This is a genomic window from Funiculus sociatus GB2-C1 (assembly GCF_039962115.1).
In the GTDB taxonomy this organism is placed as follows: domain Bacteria; phylum Cyanobacteriota; class Cyanobacteriia; order Cyanobacteriales; family FACHB-T130; genus Funiculus; species Funiculus sociatus.
This window is the reverse complement of sequence record NZ_JAMPKJ010000003.1, coordinates 38742-53253: the sequence shown is the minus strand read 5'-3', so window position 1 is coordinate 53253 and position 14512 is coordinate 38742. Positions and strand designations below refer to the sequence as shown.

The following is a 14512-nucleotide window of genomic DNA, read 5'->3' as shown; positions in this document are numbered from 1 at the left end:
TTTTCAAAAGAATTGACTAAGGCTGATATAGCAATCCTAAATGATTCGTGAACCCCTGTAGGGACGCGGCAGTGCCGTGTCTCTACACTAGGGCGATTACTCGTTCACAACTTAAATAGGATTGCTATACTTCGCCAACCAATCCAAAATCAACTCATTCACAATGTCTGGTCGTTCATCATGGGGACAGTGACCAGCCTTAGGAATGCCCACAACCTCAACAGGTTGACCAGTTTCACCTAGTTTTCTGTAGATTTCAGCCGCTTTAATCGGTGTCCAAGGGTCATTTTCTCCCCAGAGTACCAACAACGGGTGTTGTACTTGTGGCAACAACTCTGATGGGCTAGGCCCAGGGGGTGCAGTCAGAATTGAAGCAAAAACCTGCTGTGCGCCAGTGTCACAAGAAGGATCGTAAAGCATATCCACCAGTTCATCTGTAATCGCTTCCGGGTCTTTGTAAACCTGGCGGAGAGTGCGACGGAGGCGGTCTTTCTGGCGGATGCGGTTAAACAAAAATGGCCCGACAATTTTGGAACTAACCAGCTTAGTAAAAGCTCCCATCACCAACCGCAAAGGTAAATTTAGCTCATCTGGTCGATGATTTAGACCACCAGCACAGTTAATCAAAATCCCACCAGCAGACATCTCTGGATGATTTGCTACCATCATCAGCGCCAGTAGTCCGCCGATAGAGTTACCCACAAATACAGTTGGCTCCTGAATGTGCGTTGTCCAGAAATCTTGTATCAGTGATTCCCACAACTCCACGGTATAATCTAACGCTGGCTTATCAGAACCGCCGAACCCCAGCAAATCCAGCGCAAACACCCGATAGCCTCCGGCGGCTAACACTGGTATATTTTTCCGCCAGTGTCCAATAGAAGCTCCAAAGCCATGAATCAGCACCAAGGGACGACCAGTTCCCATCACTGTGTACTGAATTTTGTAGCCTTGCCAAGCCCAGTTGAGTTTTTCAAACGTGCTTGTTGTTGTTATCTGTTGGGTAGTCACAAGAAGTATTAAAATTTATAAACTCTTTTTCTATCCTAGTGTTTTATGACTTAAAAAAAGAGAAATCAGGGAACATTCTAACCGCATTCACAGTCACTCTAACGGTTTATAAAGGTGTGAGAACAGCGCGATGAATCGAAGTTCCTTTGCTTTTTTGGGCAGCATGGTATTAGCTGCTACGAGTCTTAGTATTGCCACTACTGCAAGTGCCTTACCTTCTGAAATTACACAAGCTGGCAAGTCTGGAGAACAAATATTAGTGCAGCAGCCTGCTGTAAGCCCAGCAGCAGAAGAAGCTGTTGAGTTGCCGAAACCTGTTGCTGATGCCGTTTTAAAAGATATTGTCCAGCGGACGGGTGTAGAAAATTCTACCCTTCGCGTCCTTCAGGTGGCAAGGCAAACTTGGTCAAATGGTTGTTTGGGTATCACTACCGCCGGTGTTGCTTGCACTGAGGCTACTGTTCCCGGCTGGGTGGTGCTGGTAGCCAACGCCCAAACAAAAGACCTCTGGATATATCGGGCTAATGAATCTGGTTCTTTGGTAAAGTGGGATGAAGCGGCTACCAAGACTCTGACTGCTCGGCTGAGAACCGAAACCACGACTCAGGAACGAACGACTACTGAGCAGCGCACTACAAGCACACAGCAGTCTACAGTAGCAGTCAGCCAGTCAGCAGGATTTAGCCTCACGGTTGTGCAACCAGCAGGCACTTTATCTGATGTGATTGCTCGCGTTTCGCTGAAGGAGAAACAAAGCAATAGCTATACCCAAGAGAAATATCTGGGTGATTTCAAGTATAAAATCAAACAAAAGGCTAAGTTTGTCCAAGGGGTAAAACCAGGCGATCGCGTCGTAGTTCGCTTGTACAATTTGCAAAACAGCCTGATTGGTTACAGCGAGTTTGAACTTCTCTCGGAAAACGCCGCCGTTAACTTAATTCTGCCGCCGAACCCTTCCCAAGTGCGCGTAGTGCGGACAGTATACGGGATTGATGCTAACGCCGATGGCAATATTGACAGCGGCACCACTGTTTACAACTACTACACTCAAATTAATAGCCAGGAGCGCGTCACCTTCCTCAGTAGCGTTGAGCAGCTTAACCTCAGCTCTTTCCAGCTAAGCGGAGTACCCGCTGCTGCAACCAACGTTTATCCCACTTCCTTTACCAGTGGTGAATATGCACTTGCCAGCCAGACGATGAGCGCTTACAGCTCAAGCTTAGCGGCGGTTTTGACATCTATACCTGGTAAGCTGGTGCAAGTGGTGGACGTAGGTGCTGGTAACGCCATCTACCAAGTTAGCCAACTGCTTTCCAAATATCAACAGGTGGCGGCGGCGGCTCAAACTGTTCAGACGAGTTTTGTGGATGTGCCGCAGGGACATTGGGCAAAAGGTTTTATTGCCGAGTTGGCATCCTTGGAGATTATCGAAGGCTTCCCCGATGGTCGTTTCCGTCCAGATCAGCCGGTAACTCGCGCCCAGTTTGCGGCGATGATTCGGAAGGCGTTTGAGAAGAGTAAAGTCAGGAATGCGATCGCTTTCAGAGATGTTTCCTCAAACTACTGGGCATATACTGCCATACGAGAAGCTTATGAAATGGGCTTTTTGAGCGCTTCTGGCAACCGGTTCAACCCCACGCAAAACCTTTCTCGTCTTGACATCTTAGTAGCCTTGGCAAAGGGAATGAATTACTCTTCTGCCACCACGACTACCGAAACCCTGCTGCAAGTTTACAGGGATGCCTCTACTATTCCTAGTAGCGATCGCAGTTTGATCGCCGCAGCTACTGAACGTGGTCTGGTAGTGAACTATCCCGACATCAAGTTACTCAAACCCAATGAAGTAGCAACTCGTGCAGATGTCTCGGCTTTCCTCTACCAAGCCTTGGTCAGCAGTGGCAAAGCTAGCAACATCACCTCACCCTACGTGGTAGGAGAAGAAGCGACACCTCAGCCGACTCAAGTCCGCGAGGTAGAACAAACCCCTGGTAACAACCGTCAGGTAGATGATCGCGATCGCACTAACCAGCGTCAAAATTGTAACCAAGGCGTAGGTAATGGCCCAGAGGGTTGCGACCCAGGCAATTCAAATCGTAACCAACCAAGTAACGACGAAGGAGCAGGAGCAGCACCTGGAAATCCAGGTCGTCAAGGCAAATAATATTAAGTTTGTCTAGCCGATAACAAAAGAACCCCACCCCCAACTCCTCCTCGCCAGCGGAGAGGGTTGCCGGAGCTAGCGTTGGGTGAGGTTCCTCAAACGCGACACCCCTGTGCGTGGGCAAGCCACGCACAGGGGTAGCAGCTCCTCCTACAATACTTTCCTCTGCGTTCTTTGCGCCTGGGCGGTTCCTTCAATCAACTGTTTTAACTGCACCGCAAGAGCTTCCTTACTAAACAAAGCAAGGCTTTGTTCTCGCAACCACTGACTATCACAGCGCTGATCTCCTCCCTGAAGAATTTCAATACAAGCAGCTGCAACGGCTTCCGGGTTGCGGTGAGGGACGCGCCAGCCGAAGCGTCCATCCTGTAGAGGGTCAGCGGAACCATCGTCGTCACCAGATAGAACCGGGATACCACACGCCATCGCCTCTAGATAGACAATGCCGAAGCCTTCTTGGGAAGGCATGATATAAGCATCAGCAACGCGGTAATGGTCTACCAAGTCTTCTGTGGGGACAAACCCGGCAAATACAACTCGGTCAGCAACTCCTAAATCTTTGGCAAGCTGGGCGAGTCTGGGTTGATCGTCGCCGCGACCAATCACCAGGTATTTTACTTCTGGGAATACTTGAGCGATCGCCGGAATTGCCCGAATTGTCACATCCACGCCTTTGTAGATATCGCCTGACCACAGCCGCGCCACAGTCATCAATACCTTGGCACCAGCAAGATTATACCTTTCGATCAATTTCTGCGGTTTCGGCCCTGGGGTAAAGTAATTTCCATCAACCGCACAGGGTAACATCTGCACTTTGTGGGGGTCGAGGTTATTCACAGCACAGGCGCGATCGCGGCTATAACGACTGATTGTCCATATCCCCGATGCCTGCGCCAAAGCCGTGCGATCGCTTATGCCTAAAGGTTCCCAAAACTCTTTTCCGTAAGTAAGCACCGTGTAGGGAATCCCTAGCGGCTGACAAAAGAATCTAACCAGTGGTGCCAAATTAATATGACCACAAAAAACGTGCTGGGGGCGTTTTAGTAATAAATACTTTAAAAATGCGCTTGCCAGTAGCAATCGCTCTAACTGACGAGTTTTACCTTTAAAATAATGAAATTTCAGGTTCTTACCTTCAAACGAATTTGGGCATCCAGAACCATCTCTCAGCAAAAATACCTCCCCCCTAGCTTGTCTCAACGAGAGATAGGACTTCAAAATGTCCTTGACATAAGATTGAATGCCACCTTCGCAATCAAAAACACTCAGAAAAATGAAAGCATGGTTGGCGGCTGGCTTAAGTTTCTCAGCAAAATCTGTATTTTCTCCCACTTCAGTATCCCAGGATGTTAGGAGTTCTATTTCTGTTGGGGTAGAGGCACTGGAATGGTTGGTCAATGTTTCAAGTCCTTAAAAACCATCTTCTTCAAAAGACTTTCAAAGCTGATTGCGGTTCCCAGTTAAGTTTAAGTAGCGCTTTCTGTTAAGACTACCAGTAGGAAATATTTATCATCACTATTTCGTAATTAACGCCTGTAAAAGTTTCCTAGCTGCACCGTAGAACTGCTGAAGAAACTCTCACAGGCGTTAAATCGCAAAAATGACCGTTTTAGAAAAGACCAAGGGTCAGAGATTTGTCAATTGGGAAAGTAGCACCGATACCAAGCCAGATGGTAACAACGGTTCCAAAGAGGAAAACCGTTGTAGCGACTGGACGACGGAAGGGGTTTTGGAACTTGTTGACGTTCTCAATAAAGGGAATCAGAGTCAACGCCAAAGGAATAGCGGTCATGCTGGCGATACCCAACAGTTTGCTGGGTAGAATCCGCAGGATTTGGAAAACAGGCCATAAGTACCATTCTGGAAGAATTTCCAGGGGGGTAGCGAAGGGATTTGCTGGTTCGCCAACCATAGCGGGGTCTAGCACAGCTAACCCGGTACAAAGAGCGATTGTCCCCATAATCACCACGGGGAAGATGTAGAGTAGGTCGTTAGGCCAAGCAGGTTCACCATAGTAGTTGTGACCCATGCCTTTGGCAAGTTTTGCACGTAATTCTGGATCTGCCAGATTCGGCTTTTTTAGAGTTCCCATTTTTTGAAGTGTTCTCCTAATGAGTTGTTAACGGTTTGTTTGGAGATTTCTAGTGGTTTTTAGCTAATGGCTATTAACCATTAGCCATTTTTCACTATTTACAAAGGACCGGAAATGCCCTGCTTACGAATCATCAAGAAGTGTAGCAGCATGAAGACTGCAATCAGCCAAGGCAACACAAAGGTATGCAGGCTGTAGAAGCGAGTCAGAGTGGCTTGACCAACACTTTCACTACCGCGCATTAGCTCAACGATTTGATCGCCGACAATGGGGATAGCAGCTGGAACGCCGGAGACAATCTTAACCGCCCAGTAACCAATTTGATCCCAAGGCAGGGAGTAGCCTGTAACACCAAAGGAAACGGTGATAACGGCGAGAATTACACCTGTCACCCAGGTCAGCTCACGGGGCTTTTTGAAACCACCGGTGAGGTACACCCGGAAGCTGTGCAGAATCATCATCAGCACCATCATGCTGGCAGACCAGCGGTGGATGGAGCGGATCAGCCAACCGAAGTTGACATCTGTCATCAAATACTGTACTGAGGAGAAAGCTTCGGTGACGGTTGGCTTGTAGTAAAACGTCATCGCGAATCCAGTGGCAAACTGGATCAAAAAGCAAGTTAAAGTAATCCCACCCAGACAGTAGAAAATATTAACGTGGGGAGGTACATACTTGCTGGTGACGTCTTCGGCAAGCGCCTGTATCTCTAGGCGTTCCTCAAACCAGTTGTATGCTTTTGAATCAGTTACCTGCTTAGAAAACATGAAGCCAGAGTTCCTAAAAATTTATTCTTGTTTTTGACACGATTGAAGCCTATGAGACAGTGTGCCGCTCTTTGGGGGGGGCTTTCAGTTTCGATGAGGCTAGTTTAAAGGCAGCGCTTGCGGGTTGTCTAGGCGTAGCCTCTACAAAAAATGTAACATAGCCCGAAAGGGAGATTAGAGTGTTATGCACAATCGAGTTTTTCGGGTTCTATTTGTACTGATCATACAAACTATCGTTGCCTTTAGTTGGTTGAGTGCGCCTGCTTTGGCTTTGACGCAGGAACAGCAGATCCTGAACGAAGCATGGCGCATTGTCAATAACGCCTATGTGGATGATACTTTTAATCATCAAAATTGGTGGTTGGCGCGGCAAAAAGCTCTCAAGCAACCGCTGTCGAATCGTGAAGAAACTTATACGGCAATTCAGAAAATGGTTGGGATTCTGGACGATCCGTTCACGCGGTTCCTGAAACCAGACCAATACAAAAGTTTACAAGTGAATACTTCGGGAGAGCTTCAGGGTGTGGGACTGCAAATTGCCCTGGATTCTGAGACGAAGCAGTTGCAAGTGGTGGCACCGTTAGACGGTTCGCCAGCCCAAAAAGCCGGAATCAGATCGCGCGATCGCATTCTGGAAATTGATGGTGTGTCAAGCGCCGAACTGACTCTCGACGAAGCTGCTGCCCGGATGCGCGGAAGAGCAGGCACCAGCGTTACCGTTTTAGTGCAACACGAAGCAGAAACACCAAAAGAAATCAAGCTGGTACGCGATCGCATTGCCCTCAACCCAGTTTATGCAGCATTAGATTCTCGCAATTCCGAGATACCAGTAGGTTACATTCGCCTCTCCCAGTTTAGCGCCAACGCTCCAACTGAGCTGGCTAATGCTGTCGCCAAACTAGAAAAACAAGGCGCACAAGCCTACATTCTCGATCTCAGAAATAATCCCGGCGGACTGTTGCAAGCAGGGATTGAGATTGCCCGTTTCTGGTTAGATGAAGGCACAATTGTATATACAGTAAACCGACAAGGAATCTTAGGCAGTTTTGATGCCAATCAACCAGCACTAACTCGCGCTCCGCTGGTAGTTTTAGTTAATCAGGGAACAGCTAGTGCCAGCGAAATTTTGGCAGGGGCGCTACAAGACAATGGTCGCGCTCAACTGGTGGGTGATAAAACCTTTGGTAAAGGCTTAATTCAATCTTTGTTTGACCTTCCCGATGGCTCCGGACTGGCGGTGACAGTTGCCAAGTACGAAACGCCAAACCACCACGATATTCATAAATTGGGTATCACGCCAGACCGAATAGTGCCAAATGAGCCAATTACTATTGAACAGGTCGGTACACAGGCAGATAGCCAATATCAAGCCGCATTGGAGGTGTTAACCGCTAAAACCGTAGTTGCTGGTGCAGCTTGATTTACAACTAAGATATGAAAACTGAGTAACTAACGGGATTTCTCGTAATCCCAAAAATTAGCTACAAAGTGACAAGATTTTACTCAGTTCTTAGTTCTTAATACTCTGTATTAAAAGACCAGCGTAAATTGGGAATAAGTCAAGAGGCTTGACGATAAATAGATTGTTGAAAAATCTAAACTTGAGAGGGTTAAGAACTGCGATGCGGCGACCTGTCGGTTACTGAATTTCTCATGCCCAATCACCAAAACTGGTGAGTGTTTTTACCGCCTTTCCCCAGCGCTCAAGCTCATGGTTTTTCTGCAAAATAATCCCAGATACTCTATCAGTCGGTTATCTGTTTTGTCTGTTGCTCACTCACTGCTAAAGTTTTTGGCTTCAGAGCAAAATTCTAGAGTGTTACTCATCAAACCTGGCGAGTCAGATTTCACATTTGACGACCTTTGTCCGGATTTGGTATCAAATACTCCCCACGATTTGCCCGATTTGTCTCAACACAACTGTTATTTGACACTGGCGACCCAGGAGTCAGTAAGTAGGGTGGGGGAGAACGCTGCACTACGCTGCTGCTTCCCTTGCTCTGTCGAATGGAGGGAGATAATAACTGAAAACGCTCTTTCCCTGGCATCTGTGGCGATTTTGGGAATGGGCGATCGCTTCAACGTGCTATGTTTAGCCTACAAAGCAGCCCAAGACTCACCAACGGACGCTAAGTGTTATGAGTTGTCCTTTGTGTTTGATCCAGGGATTGTTGCCAAAATTTGCACCGAAATTCAAAGCGGTCTGGTCTTAACACCAGAAACAAAGCAGATATTTGAGCAAGCGATCGCATCTTGGCATCCTCAGCCCAATCTGCCAGAAGCACAAAGCGAATTTACCTCAATGCTGGTAAGTGCGCTTTCACAGTCACAATTACAGGGGGAGAGTGGGAGAAGGGGAGAGGGGGAGAGGAGCAGAGGGGGAGAGTGGGAGAGGGGGAGAGTAAGAATTCCCCAATCCCCAATCCCCAGTCCCCAATCCCCAATCCCCAATCCCCAATCCCCAATCCCCAATCCCCAATCAACACCTTCTCAACAGCAGCAATGGTTACAGCAAGAAAAGTTACTGCACGAACTGCTGCGCGTTACCTGGACAACTCAAGGAGTCCAGGCGATTTTGCAGGGTTCGGCAGCATTAATTCAGGAGAATTTAGGGGTCAGTCGGTGTTTAATGGGGTTCTATAGCCCCAAAGATGAGCGCGTCATCTGGGGTGCGATCGCTCACGCTCCATCTATCCCCGTTGCTTCGCGGCAAAACCATTATCCCGACTGGGCGAAGGTTGAACAGTGTCTTTTACAACACCATCAATCTAATCCTTGGGCGATAGAGCGATCGCCTATGGACTCGTACCTTGAGCAAAACCTTAGCGCCAGAGCAGCCCAATCTGCCTTTCTAACATGGCTGCATACACACCCGAACCAGAATCTAGAGATGCAAAATCTCGCGCCTCTAAATGGCACGTCTGTAGTCGTTGGTTTGCTGGTGGTTGAGCAATGGGATGAACAGCGAGATTGGCAACCTTGGGAGCGGCAATTACTTCATCTGACGCTCCATCTGATGCACAGAGCGCACGATCTATCCAATCTTTATCAGCAAGCCGAGGAACGGATTACATATACAGCGCTGCTAAATCGACTGGTTGCCCAGATCCGTGCTTCTCTAGACGTGTCTCATATTTTTCAGACGGTAACGTTGGAATTGGGACATCTCCTGGTGGCAGATCGATGTTCAATTTTTCAATACGTAGAAGATCAGCAATGTTGGAAGCCGCTCGTGGAGTATCGCGCTCATTGTGATGTTCCCACAGCCATGAACCTGATAATTCCCGATCAAAATAACCCTTATTCCAGAGCGCTGCGGAATTTGCAAATGGTTCAGGTGAGCGATACGCGCACAGTAGATGACCCGATTAATCGCTCCTTGGCAGTAAAATATCCCGGAGCGTGGCTAATGGTGCCGATTCACCGCAGTGGCTCTATCTGGGGTTTCCTCAACTTCTGTCAGGATAAGTATCCCCGCTACTGGCACGAGTCAGAATTACGGTTTGTCACCACAGTTGCCGATCAGCTGGCGATCGCTATCTACCAAGCGACACTCTACCAAAAAATTCAAGAGCAAAACCAAACTTTAGAAGTCCAAGTGCAAGAGCGCACCGCCGAGCTTGAAAGTTTCTTTGACGCTCACCCAGATTACATTTTTGTGGTAGAGCGCGAAGGTATGCGTCTGCGCTTTTGCAACCATGCTTTTGCCAAAGCAATTGGCTTTGATAACCGTTACTCAGTTCAGGGACGGCCTATAATCGAATGCTTCCCGCCGCTAGTTGCCAATTCTTTTGCCAAACAAAATCTGCGGGTATTTGAATCCGGAGAAACGCTACACGAGCAGGAAAGGCTGATTTTCGCAGACGGAACTCACCACTTTGATACTTTCCGTGTGCCGCTAAAACACCCTAATGGCGAAGTTTATGCTTGCTTAGGAACTTCCCGCGACATTACCGAGCTACTTAAAACAAAGCAAGCTTTATCCGAACGCACTGAGCAGCTACAAGACGCCTTAACTGCTGCTCATGCTGCTTCTCAGGCAAAAACCGAGTTTTTGGCAACGATGAGCCATGAATTGCGGACACCGCTTACGTCTGTGATTGGTATGTCTTCAGCTTTAATGCAGCCATACTTTGGCGAACTGAACGTTAAACAGAAAGAATATCTCAACATTATTCATCGCAGCGGACAGCATCTGTTGCAGCTAATCAACGATATTCTCGATGTGTCTAAGATTGAAGCAGGTAAGGCATCTTTATCGCTAAGTCAATTTTCTCTGCTGCGGGTGGGTAATGAATGCTTGGCACTGTTGCAAGAAAAAGCTCAAGCTCAACAAGTGAGCTTGATGGAAGATTTTACTGGGTTGCCTCAGGGGGAAGAATTTTGTGGCGATGAACGGCGGGTGAAGCAAATTTTGCTGAATCTGCTCTCAAATGCAGTCAAGTTCACGCCGCCTGGGGGTGAGGTATGGCTGCGAATCGGGTATATCGACGACAAGGTGATGATTGAGGTATCCGATACAGGAATTGGCATTCCTCTAGATAAGCAGCATCTTTTGTTTGAGGCGTTTCAACAAATTGATAGTTCTCTAAATCGCCAGCACGAGGGTACTGGCTTGGGGTTGGCTTTGACTCGCCAGCTAGTGGAGATGCACGGCGGTACGATTGAGTTTAATTCTCAAGAGGGTGTCGGTACGGTGTTCACAGTTTATCTGCAAGCGCAAAATTTAGATTGAGGGATTGGGAATTGGGAATTGGGAATTGGGGATTGGGGATTGGGGATTGGGGATTGGGAGAAAAAAACCAGGGACAACTGACATCTTCTAAAACAATCGTTCAGGATATTGCCTGGGTTTTCTACAATGGAATATAGGGTGTGGCACTCAATCTATCTAGATTGGGTGGAAAAGTCTAAATGGCATCAAGGACAGCGAGAGGTTATTTAATAGCCCCAGAGTGTTCTGCCATAAGCTGTGAGGCGGGAAGGAAAGCGCTGTATTCTGGAGAATCTGGTTGTACTTTGCCAGTGATTAGAGTAGCTAGCAAGCTTAAGCTGCTCTGGTTAATTCTCCTGTAGACCAATTCAGATTTATATCATGGAACTCTGGTTGCTCCTAATCTTACTGGGTCTATTTACTTACTTGATCGTTAAGCGTAGTGTTGCCACCATCACTCGAACGCCAGTCTGGCTATTGTGGCTGGTGATGATGACTCCTGCACTGATTTGGACTGGCTGGATTTTGGTCTACGGTGAAGACACGCGGATGCCTCCAGTTTTGGAAATTGCTCCGTTCGTCGTCTGCCCGTTATTGTACTGGGTGTTGATTCAGATGGGTCGCAGGGAGATCAACACACCCTCGACAAAAACGCAAGAGATGGCGGCAACAAATCAGAGTCAGAATCCAACTGAGGCAAAGGCTGTTGTGCCTCCCGTGCCGGTTAGTAGCTATCGTCCCATCGATAAAACAGAAGAAACTAATCTCCGAAATTGCTTTCCCTGGTCGATTTACTACCTCCAGAACATTGATTATCGACCGCAAGCGGTGATTTGTCGGGGTAAGTTGCGCTCTAACCCGGAGGTGGCTTACAAGACAATTAGGGAGAATATTGAGAATTTATTTAGCGATCGCTTCTTCGTTGTCTTTCAAGAAGGTTTAAACAAAGATCCGTTTTTTGCTCTAGTTCCCAATCCCCAAGCACACCCAGAGACGCAACAGAACACCGAACCCTTGAAGCGACCAGGTTTAGCTTTGGCGTTGCTGGTCGTTACCTTGCTTACCACCGCTTTAGTTGGGGTGGAGATTGCAGGCGTTTCTAACTCACAATTGCAATCAAACCCAGCTTTGTTACTAGCAGGATTGCCCTACGCTGTAGCGTTAATAGGAATTTTAGGCATCCACGAAATAAGTCATTACCTGACAGCCCAATATTACAAAATTCGCACCACCCTGCCTTACTTTATTCCCGTGCCGTTTTTCCTAGGGACATTTGGGGCGTTTATTCAAAGGCGATCGCCTATACCCAACCGGAAAGCATTATTTGACGTGGGCATTGCCAGCGCCCTAGCTGGCTTTGTGGTAGCGTTACCGCTATTGTGGTGGGGATTAGCTCATTCTGCGGTAGTTCCCCTGTCCGACCAATCGAATATTTTAAACTTCACTTCCCTCAATCCCCGGTTTTCTCTGTTTTTAACCGTGCTGAGTAAATTGGCGCTGGGAACTGAATTCACGTCGAATATGGCAATCAAGCTGCATCCGGTAGCGGTGGCGGCTTACATTGGTTTTGTGTGGACGGCATTTAAGTTGATGCCTGTAGGACATCTGGATGGCGGTCACATTGTCCATGCTATGTTTGGGCAACGAACTGGCGCTACTATTGGTCAAGTTACCAGGCTGCTGATGCTGGGATTGTCTTTGGTTCAGACAGATTTGTTTATCTGGGCAATTTTCTTATTCTTGATACCTGTAGCTGATGAACCAGCGCTGAACGATGTCAGCGAACTCGACAACAAGCGAGATTTTGGGGGATTGCTGGCGTTAGCACTTTTAGTCAGCATTCTTTTGCCAGTGCCTGGGACTATTACTCAATGGTTAAATATTTAAAACGCGGCGAGTGCTGCCAGTTAATTTGGTTTTTTAAGGCAATTCGCTAAGGATTTCTTTGCGTTCCTTTGCGTACACCTTTGCGTTAAAAGAAAATCCGCACTAGGGGTGGAAAGATTTAGATGGAACAACAACCAATTCAAGTTATAGGCGGGGGTTTAGCGGGGACGGAAGCAGCGTGGCAAATTGCCAATGCTGGGTTGCCTGTAGTGCTGCACGAAATGCGCCCCAAGCGGTTTAGTCCTGCCCATCACTCAGAACATTTGGCGGAACTGGTGTGCAGTAATTCCTTTGGGGCAATGTCAAGCGATCGCGCTGCTGGTCTTTTACACGAAGAACTGCGTCGCCTCAACTCAATTATCATTGGCAAAGCTGACGAACACGCCGTTCCTGCTGGTGGGGCTTTAGCCGTTGACCGGGGAAAATTTAGCAGCGAATTAACAGAAACTCTTGCTTCTCACCCTTTAATTGAGTTGCGGCGCGGCGAATTGCCGCAAATCCCGACAGAAGGCATTACAGTTCTCACTACTGGCCCTCTAACTTCCCCCGATTTGGCGGCAGATTTGCAACGCTTCACGGGGATGGAATACATGAGTTTTTTCGATGCTGCCAGCCCGATTGTGGTGGGAGAATCGATTAATCGTGACATTGCTTTCCTCGCTTCTCGCTACGACAAGGGAGATGCGGCTTATCTCAATTGCCCAATGAATAAGGAGCAGTATCTACATTTCCGGGAGGAACTCTGCAAGGCTGAACAGACGGAATTGAAAGACTTTGAACGGGAGACGGCAAAGTTTTTTGAGGCTTGTCTGCCAATTGAGGAACTGGCGCAACGGGGAGAAGATACCATGCGCTATGGCCCTCTGAAGCCTGTGGGATTGTTTGATACCCGCAAAGGTGATTTCCGCGCCCCAGAAAATCAGTCGCAACGTCCTTATGCGGTGATACAGTTGCGCCAAGAAGATAAGGCGGGGCAACTCTGGAATATGGTGGGATTTCAGACGAATTTGCGCTGGGGCGAGCAGAAACGGGTGTTTAGCTTGATTCCAGGCTTGGAAAATGCGGAGTTTGTGCGGTTGGGCGTGATGCACCGCAACACGTTTATTAATGCGCCGCAGTTGTTAAAGCCTTCTTTACAATTTCACAACCGCCCTACGTTGCTTGCCGCAGGGCAGTTGGTGGGAACTGAGGGTTACACGGCGGCGGCTGCTGGCGGTTGGCTGGCGGGGATGAATGCGGTGCGAATTGCTTTGGGTAAAGAACCGCTGACGCTACCAACTACGACGATGATGGGGGCGTTGTTTGAGTTTATTAGTTCGGCTTCACCAAAGCATTTTCAGCCGATGCCGCCCAATTTTGGCATTTTGCCGGAATTGCCTGTAAGGATTCGCAATAAGCAGGAGCGATATGGCGCTTATCGCGATCGCGCTTTTGCGAATCTCGCTAGTTGGAAGTCTGCCATAGGTTAATCGGTCGTTCCCAGCATCTGACTGGGAACGACCGATTTGCATTTAAGTGTGTTCTCTGACCATATTAAGAGCCAATGAGTCCGTAATAATAACTGGCAGCCAAAATCAGAATTGTTAAAACTCCAATCGTAGTGCTGATGACAAATTGCTTAGATGTTTTTTGATTGAGTTCCTTTTTACTTTCACCTACAGCATTTTGGGAAGTCGTTGTTTTGTCAGTGGTCATTGTTGTTAATCGCTTATACTTATTTATTACCTAGTTTGCTTTAACTGCAAAAAACTTCATCTAACTTTAGGGCTATCAAAAAACGGTGTACAAAGATACCTAACAGGTTTAAGTTTTTTTAAGTTTTTTATTTCGTTACGCAGCTTGTAAAAATGGTTATTTGTGGTATATTTATATAATGGAAA

The 14512-nt window shown here is 47.6% G+C and carries 10 protein-coding genes; 5 read left to right on the top strand and 5 right to left on the bottom strand.

Going from position 1 to position 14512, the window contains the following annotated elements; translation table 11 throughout:
* Positions 1-111: 111 nt before the first annotated feature.
* Positions 112-1011, bottom strand: a complete 900-nt coding sequence (locus NDI42_RS02470; protein WP_190459730.1) for an alpha/beta fold hydrolase — start codon at positions 1009-1011, stop codon at positions 112-114.
* Between the two features lie 130 nt (positions 1012-1141).
* Here NDI42_RS02470 and NDI42_RS02465 point away from each other — a divergent pair, with 130 nt between their 5' ends.
* Positions 1142-3172 carry an S-layer homology domain-containing protein gene (locus NDI42_RS02465; RefSeq protein ID WP_190459728.1) on the top strand — a complete coding sequence of 677 codons (2031 nt, stop codon included), beginning with the start codon at positions 1142-1144 and terminating at the stop codon, positions 3170-3172.
* Between the two features lie 150 nt (positions 3173-3322).
* Here the strand turns inward: NDI42_RS02465 and NDI42_RS02460 are convergent, their stop codons facing one another.
* From NDI42_RS02460 to petB, 3 genes are all read right to left on the bottom strand, one after another.
* The gene (locus NDI42_RS02460) at positions 3323-4504 is read right to left on the bottom strand and encodes a glycosyltransferase (protein ID WP_190459901.1); all 1182 of its coding nucleotides are present in this window, start codon (positions 4502-4504) and stop codon (positions 3323-3325) included.
* A 277-nt stretch (positions 4505-4781) separates the two neighbouring features.
* A complete protein-coding gene (petD, locus tag NDI42_RS02455) occupies positions 4782-5264 on the bottom strand; it encodes a cytochrome b6-f complex subunit IV (RefSeq protein ID WP_190420580.1) in 483 nt (160 codons plus the stop codon).
* A gap of 98 nt (positions 5265-5362) precedes the next feature.
* On the bottom strand, positions 5363-6031 hold the full coding sequence (gene petB, locus NDI42_RS02450) for a cytochrome b6 (RefSeq protein ID WP_190420582.1): 669 nt from the start codon (positions 6029-6031) through the stop codon (positions 5363-5365).
* A gap of 184 nt (positions 6032-6215) precedes the next feature.
* Between petB and ctpA the strand changes: the two genes are divergently transcribed.
* The 4 genes from ctpA (at position 6216) to trmFO (ending at position 14101) form a co-directional block, all read left to right on the top strand.
* Positions 6216-7451, top strand: a complete 1236-nt coding sequence (ctpA, locus tag NDI42_RS02445; protein ID WP_190459725.1) for a carboxyl-terminal processing protease CtpA — start codon at positions 6216-6218, stop codon at positions 7449-7451.
* 291 nt (positions 7452-7742) lie between these two features.
* Entirely contained in the window at positions 7743-10766 is a 3024-nt protein-coding gene (locus tag NDI42_RS02440; RefSeq protein ID WP_348231359.1) for a GAF domain-containing sensor histidine kinase, read from the top strand.
* Positions 10767-11126: 360 nt separating this feature from the next.
* The gene (locus NDI42_RS02435) at positions 11127-12632 is read left to right on the top strand and encodes a site-2 protease family protein (protein ID WP_190459722.1); all 1506 of its coding nucleotides are present in this window, start codon (positions 11127-11129) and stop codon (positions 12630-12632) included.
* A gap of 122 nt (positions 12633-12754) precedes the next feature.
* Positions 12755-14101 carry an FADH(2)-oxidizing methylenetetrahydrofolate--tRNA-(uracil(54)-C(5))-methyltransferase TrmFO gene (gene trmFO / locus NDI42_RS02430; protein WP_190459720.1) on the top strand — a complete coding sequence of 449 codons (1347 nt, stop codon included), beginning with the start codon at positions 12755-12757 and terminating at the stop codon, positions 14099-14101.
* Between the two features lie 64 nt (positions 14102-14165).
* Here the strand turns inward: trmFO and NDI42_RS02425 are convergent, their stop codons facing one another.
* Complete coding sequence (locus NDI42_RS02425; RefSeq protein WP_190459718.1) at positions 14166-14327, bottom strand: hypothetical protein; 162 nt, start codon at positions 14325-14327, stop codon at positions 14166-14168.
* Positions 14328-14512 lie beyond the last annotated feature (185 nt).

Coding starts and splice junctions, on each gene's coding strand:
- NDI42_RS02465 (WP_190459728.1), top strand. CDS start 1,142: ATGAATCGAAGTTCCTTTGCTTTTTTGGGCAGCATGGTATTAGCTGCT.
- petD (WP_190420580.1), bottom strand. CDS start 5,264: ATGGGAACTCTAAAAAAGCCGAATCTGGCAGATCCAGAATTACGTGCA.
- petB (WP_190420582.1), bottom strand. CDS start 6,031: ATGTTTTCTAAGCAGGTAACTGATTCAAAAGCATACAACTGGTTTGAG.
- ctpA (WP_190459725.1), top strand. CDS start 6,216: ATGCACAATCGAGTTTTTCGGGTTCTATTTGTACTGATCATACAAACT.
- NDI42_RS02440 (WP_348231359.1), top strand. CDS start 7,743: ATGGTTTTTCTGCAAAATAATCCCAGATACTCTATCAGTCGGTTATCT.
- NDI42_RS02435 (WP_190459722.1), top strand. CDS start 11,127: ATGGAACTCTGGTTGCTCCTAATCTTACTGGGTCTATTTACTTACTTG.
- trmFO (WP_190459720.1), top strand. CDS start 12,755: ATGGAACAACAACCAATTCAAGTTATAGGCGGGGGTTTAGCGGGGACG.
- NDI42_RS02425 (WP_190459718.1), bottom strand. CDS start 14,327: ATGACCACTGACAAAACAACGACTTCCCAAAATGCTGTAGGTGAAAGT.